At 60.1% G+C, this 14,586-nt stretch carries 12 protein-coding genes; 1 reads left to right on the top strand and 11 read right to left on the bottom strand.

All coding sequences use genetic code 11. From position 1 onward, the window contains the following. Nucleotides 1-59 precede the first annotated feature (59 nt). The gene (locus P7F28_RS13930) at nucleotides 60-635 is read left to right on the top strand and encodes a TetR/AcrR family transcriptional regulator (protein ID WP_277185096.1); all 576 of its coding nucleotides are present in this window, start codon (nucleotides 60-62) and stop codon (nucleotides 633-635) included. Here the strand turns inward: P7F28_RS13930 and P7F28_RS13925 are convergent. The 11 genes from P7F28_RS13925 to P7F28_RS13875 form a co-directional block, all read right to left on the bottom strand. Further along, complete coding sequence (locus P7F28_RS13925) at nucleotides 580-1,938, bottom strand: TolC family protein (RefSeq protein WP_277185095.1); 1,359 nt, start codon at nucleotides 1,936-1,938, stop codon at nucleotides 580-582. The genes P7F28_RS13930 and P7F28_RS13925 overlap by 56 nt on opposite strands. Beyond that, complete coding sequence (locus P7F28_RS13920) at nucleotides 1,931-4,030, bottom strand: peptidase domain-containing ABC transporter (RefSeq protein ID WP_277185094.1); 2,100 nt, start codon at nucleotides 4,028-4,030, stop codon at nucleotides 1,931-1,933. The genes P7F28_RS13925 and P7F28_RS13920 overlap by 8 nt, the downstream gene beginning before the upstream one ends. Before the next feature lies 1 nt (nucleotide 4,031). Next, entirely contained in the window at nucleotides 4,032-5,228 is a 1,197-nt protein-coding gene (locus P7F28_RS13915) for an HlyD family efflux transporter periplasmic adaptor subunit (RefSeq protein WP_277185093.1), read from the bottom strand. Beyond that, complete coding sequence (locus P7F28_RS13910; protein ID WP_277185092.1) at nucleotides 5,229-6,110, bottom strand: hypothetical protein; 882 nt, start codon at nucleotides 6,108-6,110, stop codon at nucleotides 5,229-5,231. Nucleotides 6,111-6,269: 159 nt separating this feature from the next. Then, nucleotides 6,270-6,392 (bottom strand): hypothetical protein, encoded by a 123-nt coding sequence (locus P7F28_RS13905; protein WP_277185091.1) that lies wholly within the window; start codon nucleotides 6,390-6,392, stop codon nucleotides 6,270-6,272. A 208-nt stretch (nucleotides 6,393-6,600) separates the two neighbouring features. After that, nucleotides 6,601-7,134, bottom strand: coding sequence for a fimbrial protein (locus P7F28_RS13900; RefSeq protein ID WP_277185090.1), 534 nt, complete (start codon nucleotides 7,132-7,134; stop codon nucleotides 6,601-6,603). Nucleotides 7,135-7,176: 42 nt separating this feature from the next. Next, nucleotides 7,177-8,259, bottom strand: coding sequence for a fimbrial protein (locus tag P7F28_RS13895; RefSeq protein WP_277185089.1), 1,083 nt, complete (start codon nucleotides 8,257-8,259; stop codon nucleotides 7,177-7,179). Between the two features lie 50 nt (nucleotides 8,260-8,309). Further along, the gene (locus tag P7F28_RS13890; RefSeq protein ID WP_277185088.1) at nucleotides 8,310-11,105 is read right to left on the bottom strand and encodes a fimbria/pilus outer membrane usher protein; all 2,796 of its coding nucleotides are present in this window, start codon (nucleotides 11,103-11,105) and stop codon (nucleotides 8,310-8,312) included. Nucleotides 11,106-11,267: 162 nt separating this feature from the next. After that, nucleotides 11,268-12,011, bottom strand: a complete 744-nt coding sequence (locus P7F28_RS13885) for a molecular chaperone (RefSeq protein WP_277185087.1) — start codon at nucleotides 12,009-12,011, stop codon at nucleotides 11,268-11,270. A 109-nt stretch (nucleotides 12,012-12,120) separates the two neighbouring features. Next, on the bottom strand, nucleotides 12,121-12,669 hold the full coding sequence (locus P7F28_RS13880) for a fimbrial protein (RefSeq protein ID WP_277185086.1): 549 nt from the start codon (nucleotides 12,667-12,669) through the stop codon (nucleotides 12,121-12,123). 261 nt (nucleotides 12,670-12,930) lie between these two features. Beyond that, entirely contained in the window at nucleotides 12,931-14,433 is a 1,503-nt protein-coding gene (locus tag P7F28_RS13875) for a PLP-dependent aminotransferase family protein (RefSeq protein ID WP_277185085.1), read from the bottom strand. Nucleotides 14,434-14,586: the final 153 nt, after the last annotated feature.

The following is a 14,586-nucleotide window of genomic DNA, read 5'->3' as shown; positions in this document are numbered from 1 at the left end:
GTCTGTCTACCTTGATCGAACTCTAGCGCAGGTAGACAGACCTGTCTACAACCGATTGCATGAATACCTTAGATGCCTCTGCCGACGAGTCCGCGCCCGACGCGCGCATTCTCAAAACGGCGCACGATCTCTTCTATCGCGATGGCATACGCGCGACCGGTATCGATCGTGTGATTGCGGAATCCGGTGTCGCGAAGAAGACGTTTTATCGCTACTTTCCGAGCAAGGACGATCTGATCGTCGCGTTTCTCGACTATCGGCACGACAACTGGATTACGTGGTTTCGCGATGCGCTCGCGCGGCACGGCGGCACGCTGAATGCGCTCGTGCCCGCGCTGGCCGAATGGTTCGGCACCGACGTGTATCGCGGATGCGCGTTTATCAATTCGGTGGTGGAAGTCGGTGGAACGCTACCGCAAGCGGTCGATATTTCACGTCGCCATAAACGCGATATGACGCTGGCGATTCGCGCGCTGATGCCGGGCCAGCGCACGGCGAAAGCGGATGCACAAGCGCTCGCACTCGCCGTCGATGGCGCGATTGTCGCCGCGCAATTCGCCGACTCGCCCGCCGATTCGCTCAAGGCGCTAGCGCGTGTGGTGCGTGCTGTTCAGAAAGGCCAGCGCGAAGCTTAGCATCGCTCAGCAAAGCGTTGGCCTGCTGAATATCTTCCCAATCGAGCGATGCCGCGTCCGCCTTCAATTGCAGCAGCGCGACGATGGCTTCGTAGCGTGAGCGCGTGAGATCGCGGCGCGTGGTATCGACCATGTCGATGGCGCGCAACACGTCCACCTGTGTGCGGCTGCCGACGATCAAACCTTGCTGAGTCGCGGCAAGCGCATCGCGCGATGTGCCGAGCAGACGCGCCAGCGAATCCGCACGCACGCGCGCTTTGAAGTACTGCGCGTAGTTCTCGCGCGCGCTCGCTTCGGCCTTCATCGACGCGGCTTCCACGCTCTGTTGCGCGCTGTCTTCGAGCGCGAGCGTCTGCTTGAGACGCGCCTGCACCTCGCCGCCCGAATAGAGCGGGATCGTGATCTGAAGCATGGCCGTGGTCGTGGTGGTCGGACGCGCATATCCCGATGCCGCGCCCGCCGGCGTATAACTGCCCGTCAACGCGACGACCGGATAATGCGCCGCGCGCGCTTTCTTCGATTCCATCCGCGCGATTTCCAGTTCCAGTTGCTTCGCCTGAACGTCGTAGCCACTTGCGCGCGCCTGATCGCTCCACGCGTCCGGATTGTCGGGATTCAGGCGCGGCAACGGCATGACGGCGGGCAAGGAAGCGAGCGTCGCGAAGGCCGTGCCGCTGATCTGCTCGACCATTCGACGTTTGAGCGCCAAGTCCTGCTGTGCATCGGCTTGCTGAATCTGCGCCTGCTCGCGCGTAACTTCGACATCGCGCTGATCGATCAGCGTCGCTTCACCGGCTGCGCGCTTTCGGCGTACTTGTTCGCGCTGATTGTCGATGGCGGCGAGATAGTCAGTAGTACGCGTGAGTTCGTCTTCGGCGGCGAGTTCATCGAAATAGGCGCGCACGGCTTTCAGCATGGCCGATTGTCGTGCGCGTGCCAGCGCAACCGTGCCTTGTGCGGCGATGTAATCTGCTTGCTGATAAGCCGTCCATTTGCTCCAGTCGAACAGCGGTTGCGTGGCCTGCACGGTCCAGCCGCTTTGCCAGTAATGTTGGTTCGGAAAGCCGTCCGTTTTGATTTCGTTATAGCCGCGCCCCCAACCGCCCGAGACTTGCGGTAACAATGCCGCCCGCGCGATGGGAATGGCCTGACGCGCAGCGACGTCGGCGGCGCGTGCCTGCGCGAGTTCCGCATCGCGATCGAGCGCGCGGGCGACAATGGTCGTCAGATCGTCTGCCTGTGAATAGGCGGAATACGACAGGCACATCAGGGTCACGCAGCACATCAAAAACCGATCAGACATGCTCGGCTTCCACGGCGTGCGCACGCTTGAGTGCGCCATCCACAAACTCATATCGATGCTCAAACGCCGCCGCCAGCGACATATCATGTGTAATCACCACGACCGTGCGATCCAACCCGCGCAGCAACGCGGCGATCCGCTGCACGGACGCTGGATCGAGATTCGACGTCGGTTCGTCGAGCATCAATATTTCGCGATCCTGATATAAGGCGCGCGCCAACAGCAAGCGCTGCCGCTGCCCCGCCGAAATATTCGCGATGGTGTCGCTGATGACCGTGCGCGTTCGCATCGGCAAACGCATGATGTCGTCCAGCAAGCCCACATCGCCGAGCAGACGGTGAATGCGCTCGTCGTCCTGCCGCCCGGCGAAAAGCGTGATGTTGTCGGCGATCGAACCATGCAGGATGATGTCGCCCTGCCGCATATGCGCGGCATGCCGGCGGATTTCATCGACCGTCAGATTGCTCCATGCAATGCCGTTGAGCGTGATCTGTCCGTGCTGTAAAGGCTCGGCAGCCGACAGCAATTTGAACATGGTCGATTTGCCGCTTCCCGAAGGTCCGGTGATCACGATCTTGTCGCCCCGGCGAAGGTCGAAGTCGAGATGCCTGAGCACCGGCTGATCCGAAACGCCGTAACTGAAGCTCACGTCACGCACTTCGATACGCTCGAACTGCCGGACTTCGCTCGCGCGCTGCGTGTCGGCCAGCGGCGTATAAGGCTCGTTCTCTGCCGTGGCGATATCGTCCACGCGCGCGACCGGCACGCTCAGCATGAAGTATTGAAACGCCGCGTCGATTACATGGGCGAATCGTTCGGACATCAAAGATTTGTAGATCAGAAACGAATAGAACACGCCGACGGAAACGACGCCGCCGAGCATCAGCCGCGCCGCCATCCACGTAATGACGATAGTGTCCGCATATTCGACCAGCTTGAGCAGCGCGCGGCGTCGGCTATCCAGACGATGGCTCGCCAACATGGCCGCTGCGCGTTCCTTGAACGTCACCATAAACAGCGCGGTCCGCCGAAGCTCGCCCTGCGCCAGCTTGATCAGCGATGCGGCGCGAATAGTTTCGATCAGCGAGTCGTCGCAACGGGTCGAGGTTTCGAGCACGAGCGCGTGGGTGTCGCGCATTGATCTGAACATGCCCAGCGCAAGCGCGATATACAGCCCAAAAATGAGCAACGCGATGGCGGTAAGGCGCGGGCTTTGCACGAGCATCAGCGCGAGCGCCAGCGTGCCGACCGCGAGATCGACGTAGAAGGAAACCGTGGTGCGCGTGGCGAATACGCTGATTTCCTCTTGCGCCCGCACGCGCGCGAAGACATCGCCGACGTGGCGCTTTTCGAACCACGACACCGGATTGCGCAGCATATGCGCGAACAGCCCTTCCGTTGCGCGATTCTGAACCAGCGTGAACAAGAGTTCGGTCAGATAACGCCGCGCGTATTCGCTCGCCGCGCCGAGCACGAAAATGCTTGCGAAGGTGATGACGAGCAGGTTCAGCAGATTCGGATTATCTGCGGCGACCACGTAGTCCAAAGTCAGGTTGCCGAAATAAGGCGCGGCGAGCACGGCGAACTCGCAACCGAGCGCAACGAACAGCACCTTCGCCATTTGCGCGCCGAGCATCGGATAAGCGGCTTTCACGCGCTTAAGCGCCGCAGGCACGCGCGATTTCGCGCGAATGCGCGGCATCGCGGCGGTCGGTGCGAATTCGAGCAGAAAGCCCGATACGGCGGTCATGAACGTATCGATGGAAATGCGGCGGCGTCCCGTCGCGGGGTCGATCACGCGTACATAACCGCGCCCCTGCGACTCGAACACGACGAAATGCGCGCCGCCGAAATGAAGAATGGAGCCTTTCTTGACTGATGAGAGGTCCGAAGGATCGAATCGATATGCTTGCACGGCCAAGCCGAAATCGACGGCGACATCATAAAGGTCCATCAAGGTAAGACCGTTCGCGGATATCGGCTTGTAGCCGGACAGTTCGCGGACTTCCGTGGCGCGTCCGAGATGCGACAGCACCATCGCCAGACAGGCATAGCCGCATTCCGCGACCTCGTTCTGATAAATCACTCGCATATCAACTTCTCAACGCGCTGAATAAAGGCGCCAGCACCCATTCCGCAATGGTTCTCCGCTCCACAACAATGCTCGCCGTCGCGCGCATGCCGGGCAAAATGGCGAAGTCGCGGCCTTCGGAATGGAAAGCGTGACCGGGCAAACTTGCCCATGCCAGATACGTGTCCCCCTCGTTCGATGCCTTTTTATCCGGGCCGGGCGGTGTTTCCGCAGCGCCGATCGTGGTGTCGGAAATCGACTCGATGCGCGCGGCGTAGGTGCCGAACCGGGCGTAGGGATAAGCATCGAATTTGAGTCTGACGGTCTGGCCTTCTCTCACGAAGCCACGACGCCGCGAAGGAATACGCAGCGCCGCTTTGAGCGCGCCGGTTCCGGGCGTGGCGATGACGAGCGCGACATCGGCGGGATCGAGCGTGCGTCCCGCGACGAGATTGGAGAACGTGACGACACCCGCTTTCGGCGCGGACACCGTGGTATCGCGCCGCGCTTGTTCGTAGCGATTGCGGATATCCTGCGCATCGCTGTCGTGGCGCGCTTCAATTTCGCGTAACTGCGCGTCGAGTTGCGTTTGCGTACTCGCAGCAACGCCGATTTCACCATCGAGCTGGCGTTGTCGCGCCATGCCCTGAGATACGGTGGCCTGGGCTTGCAGCGTGTCCACGCGCGCCTGTTCGATTTTATCGGCGGTGACGTAGTCGGACACGGCATCGAGACGTGCGGAGCGCCGTTGCGTCTCGGTAACGATCTGCCGGTTCTCGGCGATCTGCGCCTGAAGCGCATCACGCTCTGCGCGGCGGCTGGATTCCGTGGCACGCATGGCATCGCGCTGCGCAAGAAGCTGCGCGCGACGTTCGCGATACGCTTCGTCATTGGCGCGGAGTTGATCGTCGCGCATGGTTTCATCGAAGAGTTGACGGCGACGGCCATCCGCCGATAACGATAAGTCGTGTTGCAACTGGAACAATGGCGTTCCCGGCTCGACATGATCCGACGGATGCACCAGCACGGACGCGACCAGCCCGCTCATGCCGCGAATCTTTACTTCGGATGGCGAAACGATTTCACACGGCACGTCCTGCTTGAGTTCGACTTCACGCACGAACGCGAATACGAGCGCCGCCAGCACGAACAGCGAGGCGATATAGCCGATCCAGCGCCAGTGGATATCCTTGAATTCGGGAATGGGTGAAGCTTGCATTTAGCGGGAAGGCGCAAAGGAGTACATGGCGGGATGCCCTGCCGGAAGCCAGCTGTGATAGTTATCGCGCAGCGCCGATTCGATACAACCGGCAAGCATCTGCGGAGCGTTCTCTTCTGCCAGCGCGATGCTGTCGAAAATATGCATGCCGAAACGACCACGCGAGAAGCGCAGATAAAACGGCACCAGCCACGCATTCGATCGTGCGCCGATGCGAAACACGCCGCGATGAATACGCGCGTCGCGCCCAAACCTGGTGACCTGCGCGGTCTCCATGGGATAGCGGTGCATGGTGAACGGCGGGACATCGGCGAACAGCGCGGCGATATGGTTCTGCCTGAGCGATCGCGAAAGACGCACGCCCAGACCGCCGCGATTCGCGTCGCCGTAGGTATAGAGAATATTGAGGCGGCGAACCAGCGCGTGGTCATCGCCATATGTGTTTCGCGGCACGCCTGAAACGACGGCCAATGCGTCCAGGCCCAGCCGCTCCGCGAGCTTATCGACGATATAGATATTGGCGTACTGCGAAACGTAGTGGAACGGCGAGATAAAGATGGGCCGATCCGGCGCGTACGCCCGAAGTTCTGCGATGCGAATCATCAGCGCGTCAACGATGGCGTCGAGGTCGGGCAAGCTTTCGCTCGGCTCGAGCGCACGGCCAAAATAAATGCGTTGGTCGATCAGCGATTCAAGCGCGCGCGTGATCCGTGCGGAACGCACAAACGCATTGCTGTCGCCCGACACCGCGTAGCCCAGTTCGACGCGGATGCTCGCGTCGTGCCGCGATCGTGTGCTGAACACGCAGCGCACCGTCGAAATGAGGTGCGCAAGCGGTTCGATCTGCCGCATCGGCAAGCGGCCTATGAATGCTCGCTTCATGCAAAACAAGCAACTCATCAAGAAGCGCTTAAGCAACAAGTACGGCTTTGACTTCATCATCGCAGATCATCAATGAAACAAGGCCAGGAGTTGATCCTGGCCTCATGGCAAAGAGCGAATCGCCTGAACGTACGGCGATTCGACTTTCGCGCTTTTCTGTTACTTCTTGCCGCCGCCTACAACCGGCGGTCCGGGCGGCGTCACCGGCGTCTTGCACGAACACTTGCAGCAACCACCCGCGACTTGCGTTTGCGCAAGCTCTTTACGATCGATTTTTTCCATCGCTCACCTCGTTAAAAAAATATTGCGGAGATTCACAAGAATATTACTTAGCAATCCTCTTGTTACGCCTCCATTAACCTGCCTCGCTTTCGGCAATCAAATCGAGAACAGGCCACGAATATAACTGATCATCTTGACATTTATCATAGTAAAAACTCCTAAATATAGCTGCCTGATATCAGTCAAAACCAACAGGAACTGCGATGGCTCAGTTATAGGTGAAATTGACCGTAGCCGTTGAGCCAACCGTGCCCGCGGTCATCGTTCCCAGCCGATAGTACTGAGCCACCATCGGGATGGTCAGCGCGTTAGTCGCGCCCACGGTTCCCATATCGATCGATCCGCTGTTAAGCGTGATGGCGTTGCCGGTCGTTCCGCCCGAAGCGCTCGCCAGCAACAGTTGAATACCGACCTGCGTGGCGCTTCCCGTTGTGTTCTTGAGCACGCTGGCCACAGTGTCCGACGTTCCGCTCACGGCCATCGTCACATGAACACCATTGGTGCAGTTCGTAAGATGAAGATCGAACGCCTTGGGGTTCTGCGTCGTGCCGACAGATGGGAAACTGGTGACGACAGCGGGGTCGAGCGTAATGGTTCGCGTAACGCTGTCCGGGTCCACCGTGCAGGACGCAGCCAGGATATTCCCGTTGAAATAGAGCGTGGCATCCGGCGCGGCAAATGCACTGTGAGTGGCAGACATCGCCAGCATGGCCAAAGCAAGCTTTACGATTTTTTTCATCATTTAGTTAACCTTCCTATTTTCAAACTTGAAACTTATTGCTTGTTACTGGTATTTGACGGTGAGCGTCATGACGCCATTCGCGGGACCCGGTGTGACCGTGCCCGTCCGGTAATAACGCGCGGTGAATGGAATCAAGTAGTCTCCGCCACTCGTGCCGTTGAACGTGCTCAACGATTGCAGCGTGGAAAGCGGAAATACCGCGCCCGACGACGTAAAGAGTTGAATGCCGACGCCGCCTGCCGGCGACGTTCCGCCGAGCTTGGCAACGTTCGTTATGACCGTTCCGTTACTCGGGTCGATCTGATATTGGACCGCGTGAATAATGCCCGCCTGCGTACCGGACACAGCAACGCCCGCCGGACAATTCAGGAGCGAGACGTTGAATGAAGCCGGCCGTGGCGACAGAGAACCCACGGTCGGGAAATCGGCAGCGACGAAGTTGCCCATCGGTACGGTTACGTCCGGCGTGTTGCACGTCATGGGAACGATTGTGACCGGCGTCATCTGATACGCGACGGCTTGCCCGGTCAGCGTACTCGTCGTGGTTCCATAAACCGGAGCCGTTTGCGCCACCATTCCCGAGATGGTGCCACCCGTCGAGACGGTTCCCGTTTTGATCAACGCCATCACGGCTTGCGAGCCGAAGCTACCCGTGTACGCAGTCGGGGAGTAAGGGCACACTTGTCCGAACCATGTGGCCGGCGCCGAGCCCCAAGGGCTCCAACCGGTAAATCCGGTGCTGCAGGTGCCGATAGAGCCGACGTAAAAGCGCATTCCGACTGCAACGCCGACGCCCGCGACATTGGTGTTGTAGACGGTATACGTGCCGTTTCCGTCGCTGATGGTCGTGCCCGAACTGCTGTTGAACGTCCCGATCTGATCGCGCACACCCGCGGCAGTCGTATTCACTGGAACCGTGCAGTTGAAGTAGTTCGTGGTCGCAGGCGACGACACCCAACTCGTCAACAACGTCCCCACTGGCGCATCTCGCGCCACGGAAACCGTCGAGGGCAGCGTCAGCATGACTGTCGATGGACCACCCGTACACTCCGCCCACGCGCCGCCCGCGCCAATCGCCATCCACGCCAAAACAATCAGGCGTACCAATTTTAATATTGTGGTCATTCGAAAAAACTTCCTCTATGTAATCAGGTCGCGTTGGTGCGTCGGATTCGTCACTTGCAAACGGCGTCCGTGTAAATCGGGCTGCCGCGCCTGGCAGGATCCTGAGCCGGCAGTTCGTATTGCACCTTGCAGTTCTGCTGTCTATCGGCACCCCAGCTCGCCGTCAGTTCGCCCGCCTCGTATTTGCCGAAGAACATCGCGCGGCTGCCCTGACTGACTGTGCCGACCGTATTTCCGTGCTCATCCAGCAGATCCGTACCGAATGGCACCGGCTCGCCGTTGAGGCGTCGCAGGCGCATCACCACTGCCTGACCGCGGTTTTCCGTATCGAACTTCACGCGCACCACCGAACCCGCCGTCGGTGCAAAGCGCTGTTCGGTGCTCTTGAGCTGCACGCCCAGCGGCAGACCCTTGGTGTCGATATCCACCTGGTTCTGCGAATACGGCTCCATGCCGCCGATCAGCGCATGCCCGAAATAGTCGATACGCACGCCCGGCGCCGATGCCACTCGCGCGCCGACCGCATCCTTCGCTTCGACGATGGCCAGCGTGTCGCCGGTCTGCGGTGAGAAGACCACGCCATCGCCGTATCCGACGACGGAACCCGACAATCCGCCGCCCACCTGCGTGTAGCCGTTTGCGTTGCCGGCATTGACGCGCAGTTGCGTGAACGGCGACAGGTAGCCCGCGTTAGCGCTGATGTCGTTGCCACTCTGATCGCCCCACTGATGCCCCGCCGTGACGCCATAGCTGATCTGGTGATCCTGTCCTGCCGAGCCGGAGAAGCTTTGCTGGATGAGATTGCTATTCGTGCTCGAATCGTGCGTGTAGTTCGTGATCGCGCTGGCTGTGCCCGCCGCGCCCAGATCGAGCGGAATGTTGAGGGTAAGCATCACGCGGGTGTCCCAGCGGCCGGTGTCGTTGGCAATTTCACGAGATACCGAAACGCCCGTACCCACGCGCCCGATATTGGTGTTGTAGCCGACCTGAAACGATGTGTCGTTGCCCGAGCGATTCCAGTAGTTTTGCGTATAACCCGACGCATAAACGCTGCCGTACTGCCTGAGATTCTGATTGAGCGTGAGCTGCAATCGACCTTTCTGAATGCTCGTATTCGTCCACGAACCGCCTCGGCTGGCGTCGCGGATCGACATGGCGTCCTGCAGCGAAAGATAGCCGCTGGTCGAGTAACGGTAAGCCGCGAGCGTGACGTCGGTTTCGGTCGGCGTGAACGTTCTTGAATACGACAAGCGATAGCTCTGCCCTTCTCGGCTTGGCAGCCCGGTGATCGTCGTATTCGCCTGCGTGACGTCGAAACCGAATGCGCCGATCTTCGTATTCAGCGCGATACCACCTGCCACGGCGACGTAGTCATTGGCGAAAAGCGTGCCGCCGTACAGCGTGACGAGATTGTTCAGGCCATGCGACAGGCCCGCTTCGAATACGTAAGGCGTGTCGTTCAGATTCGTGCTGCGGTACTGGCCGCCCGCCAGCGTGTAACGCCAGCGGCCTTCGCGCAACGCGTTGACCGGCGATGCATACGGCAGCACTGACGTATGCTGGCTGCCGTCTGCTTCGGCCACGACCAACTGAAGGTCGCCGCCGTAGCCGGTCGGATACAGATCGTCGATCTGAAACGGACCGGGCGCGACGGTCGTTTCGTAAATGATGTTGCCGTTCTGCCGGACCTGAACCTTCGCGTTCGTATTCGCCGTGCCGCGTACGGTCGGTGCATAGCCGCGCTGCGATTCGGGATACATGCGGTCATCGGTCGTGATTTGCATCCCGCGCACGCCGAACGAGTCGAAGATCGAGCCATCGGTGTAGGAGTCGCCGAAGGTGAATTCGCTCTTGATCGGGGCAAAGGAGCGTTGCAGATAAGTCTGCATGCTCTGCACGTGCGTGCCATTGCTCGAACCGGTGCCCGACGTATTGGTCACGTTGCCGTTGTAACGGAAGCGCCATGCGCCGATATTCACCCCGGTGTTCATGCCGAGGTAGCTCTGCGTGGTCGATGCGCCATTGCCGCTTGAGTGATACACGTTCGCGTTGTACTGGAACACGGCGGCGTTGATGCCTTCGTCCCAGAACTTCGGATCGACCCAGCCGCGTGCACTGTGGCTCATTACCGCCTGTGGCACGCTCACATTAAGGCGCTGTTCACCCATGTCGAAGCTGGCCGTCGCCGCCGGAACCAGTTCGGATAACAGAACATTTCCGCCTTTGTCTGCTTCGTCGAGCTTTGCGCGGGCCGCGTCGGGCAGGCGCATCGGATCGATGCCGATGCGCGAAACCAGGTCACTGTTCATGACTGGCTGGGCGGGACGACCGGGGCCGAATACGTCGCGTAGCGTCACATCGCTCACACCAACCCAGATATTGTTCACATACAGGGCCGCGCGATACTGGCCGGGCGCGGCGAAATTGCCCTTGTTGAAGCGGCTGATATCGACCGCGCCAGCGCCGGAGCCGCTGAGGAACTGAGAGTCGAACTGCACTTCCGCAGGTGGAGGCGGCGTGGCTTGCGCGAGATTCAATGTCAGCGGAACAGGTTGAGGCGGCGCCGTGTCTGCCAAAGCGTCGGGTCCAGACGGCTGCGCCGCTGCCGGATGCTGGTCGCCGCCCGGTAATGCCGATCCACTCCGCGTAGCAGTGTCCGCGTGCTTTGTGTCATCGGCGCATACGTGCGCCGTGGAAAATGCGAGCAAAACCGCGATACTGACCTGGCTGAGCGAGAGGAGAACGGCGTTGCGTGTCTTGTGATTGGTTTCAGAGTAGCGCGTATTCATGATGAGCCGGAATCGAGGCGTGAGCCAGCCCTTGCCGATGCGAGAACGCATTGGCATCAAGATCTGCACACTTTCGACGATCTGGTGGAGTTACCTGAATGGCACCGGACGCTCGAAGCCGCGCCCGTCCTTACCCGACGGGACTACGGAGGACTCGGGCGCTCAGCGCCGCTTTGGCAGGCGTGTGTCAGTTAGGGGAGTGAGATGCGGCCATGGCGATTACTGAAGCTTCGCTTCGTGTTTCATCGCGCCACCGTAATCGTTGAGCGTGGCGAATGAAATCGTGCCGTCGGCTGAGGGCGTGCCGGAAAGCGGAAGCGCGAGTTGACCGCCAGGCTCGACCATGCCGCCTTCATCGAACTTCGGTGCTTTATCGCCAGCGCCGACTTTCGCTTCGATGATCGTGACGTGATAAGGCGTCGGATTCGAAACTTGCAGCGCGGGTTTGCCGTTGTCGGTCACAAGACGCCATGTGAGTTTGCCTGGGGCGTCGTCCGCATTGCCCGGCAAGCCGGACGGCCGGAAGAAGAACTTGATCCGCGACCGAAACGCCAGCTGCACGTAGTTCGCGCCCGTTTCAGCCTGGAGCGGCTTGGGCGGCACTTCCAGCATATTGAACCAGAACAGCGTTTCACGATCCTGCGGCAGGGCCTCGCCCGTATAGGCAATGCGCACCGTCTGCGACTTGTCCGGATCGATCCGGGCAAGCGCGGGCGTCAGCAGAAACGGCAGGTCCAGCTTGGTTGGATCTTCCGCCGCGTTGCCCTTGTCGAGCCACACCTGAGTCAGGGCGGGATGCTTCCCTGCATTGGTCAGCTTGAGCGTGACTTCACTGTCGGCTGCGTTGTAGACCACACGGGTTCCGGCAATCACGACGGCCGCGCGGCTCGACGAAGACAATAGCGCGCCTGCGATCGCCACGACGGCCATCAACAAACTTATAAAGACTTTCCTGGTACTCATGGACTCGGCCGAAAACAGTTCGAAATTACGGTTCACTAAACGATTTCTGCAGAAAGGCAACGCCCGCAGGCGCTGCCCTTCCGCGCGAAAGCTTCTCGCGACCGATTGCTTACTGGTAGACGATCGAGTAAGTCACGGTGGTGGCCACCGTACCTGCACCTGCACCACCCAACGGCGAGAAGTACTGAGCCGCGTACTTCAGATTGGCCGCGCCGCTGGCAAGCGCCACGCTATGCGCGCCCTGAGCACCGTCAGCCTTGCTCAGGTCAAGCAACTGTCCTGCGCCGTTGTAATCGCTGAGCTGAACTTCCACTGCCGTTGCGGTGCCGTTGTTCTTCAGCGCGCCGTCGCTCAGCGTATTCGCGCCGTATTCCCAGAACGTGTGGACATTACCGGTGTTCGGCACGCAGTTCGTCAGCGCGATGGTGAAGCCCGTGGAACCAGCGGTCGAGCCTGCAGCAGACAGCTCCGAAGCTGCAAGCGTCGGCAGCGTCACCGTGAAGTTGTTGCCCTGACCTTCACCGCTGACGTCACAGGTGTTCGCGACCAACTGGCCGTTAATGGTCAGCACGCCACCATTGCTGGTCGGTGCAGCGTGGGCCGTCACGCCTGCGAGCGCCATCGAAGCCGCGATCAACGACATTGCAATTTTTTTCATGATTCGTTTTCCTAAGTAATAGTAATTGAGACTCTTTCGTTGAAGAGTCGTCTTTCAGGATGCCCCTAGCCTCAGACTTGCACGTAAGCGCGCCTCCGCGTTACGCGACGCAAGTCAAATCGGGAATTGCATTTTATTGAGGGAAATCATTGTTCGCACCACGGAAATTCCTAATTTCATGCCTTACTTAGTTTTATATAAGACTTGCAAGGTGTTTTTGCGAACATCGGGAAACTACTGAGGCAGATTAGATGCGAGTAATCAGGCTTGTTGCCGAATTCTCTGCTTAGGAGCAGTCAATTCGCGTTCGATCACCTCCGCCAGCTTCGAAAAGTTCGGCGCGATCTGCTCATTGGGCACGCATGCGTAACCGAGCATCAGTCCGCGTCGCGCATCGGCTTCCTTCATGTAGTAGTTAACCAGCGGCCGGGTGACCACGCCTGCGCCCAATGCTTGCGCGGTCACGGCGCGATCATCGGCTTCGCCGGGTAATTCGAGCACGAAGTGCAGACCCGCTTCGTCGCCGCGCACCGCGAGTGTGTCGCCGAAGCGCGCGCGGATCGCGTTGATCAGAATCTCGCGCCGCTCGCCGTACAGTCCGCGCATGCGCCGCACGTGCGAAGTGAGGTGGCCATCCAGAATGAATTCCGTGAGGATGGCCTGCTGCATCAACTGCCCTTCGCGATACAACTCCGCCACGCCGACACGAAATGTCTCCACGAGATGCTCGGGCACAACCATATAGCCCATCCGCAATCCGGGATACAGCATCTTGCCGAGACTGCCGACGTAGATGACCTGCCCTGCATCGTCGAGTCCTTGCAGCGAGGAAAGCGGCCGGCTGCCATAGCGGAACTCGCTGTCGTAATCGTCTTCGATAATCCACACGCTGTGCTGCCGCGCGAACTCCAGCAACGCGCGCCGCCGCGCGAGGCTCATCACCATGCCCAGCGGATACTGATGCGACGGCGTCACCAGCGCCACGCGCGGTGGCTTTTCCATGTCGCGCGCGGACGGGTTGAGGCCCTCGTCATCGACGGGAATGGGCGCGAGCGTCAATCCCGATGCTTCCAGTACGCTGCGTGCGCCCCAGTAGCATGGATCTTCGACCCACGCGCGATCACCGACATCGGTAAGCAGACGCACGGAGAGATCGATCGACTGATGAATCCCCGTGGTGACAATGATCTGATCCGGCGCGCACTTCACCGACCGCGCCACGCGCAGGTAATCCGCGAGCGCGCGCCGCAATGGCCGATATCCGCCGCCCGGCGCATAGGTCAGCAATTCGGGATTGGGCTTCTTCCACAAGCGCGCCTGCAAGCGGCTCCACGTGCGCGCCGGAAATTCGGCGACATCCGGTACGCCCGGCATAAACGCGCCCCACTGTTTCGGCGATACCCCCGCGTGCCCGACCAGCCGCTCGCCGCGCCGCGAAATCATGCACGGCTTCCTCGGCGTATCCGGTTCCGCTCGGGTGATGGCCGCTTCGCGCGGCGCGGTATCGGCGACATAGGTGCCGCTGCCGGTGGTCGTCGTCACATAGCCTTCGGCGGTGAGCTGATCGTAGACGTGCAGCACGGTGTTGCGCGCGATCCCGAGGTCGAGCGCGAGCGTACGCGAACTCGGCAGCTTCATGCCCGGCGGCAGTTCGCCCGACAGAATGGCCTGCTGCATATGTTCCAGCACTTGCCGATACATCGGTTCGCCGCGCGAGCGGTCCAGCCGCGTGCTGAGGTAATCCGCGAGGATGATCGTGTCCATTGGCTAGCTTCCGACGCGTAGAACCACCAGCTTGACGGCACCAAGTGGTTCCATTTTGAATATTGAAATGGCTCCACATTGTAGAACCGTCCAAGGATATAGTTATCGCAGGCAGTGGAAATTTTTTCCGGGTATCGCCTGACTGCAAAACGC

Origin of the sequence: Caballeronia sp. BR00000012568055, from assembly GCF_029439455.1 — a bacterium.
Lineage (GTDB): Bacteria > Pseudomonadota > Gammaproteobacteria > Burkholderiales > Burkholderiaceae > Caballeronia.
Note: the sequence above shows the minus strand (reverse complement) of the source record. Positions and strands in the feature narration are given on the sequence as shown.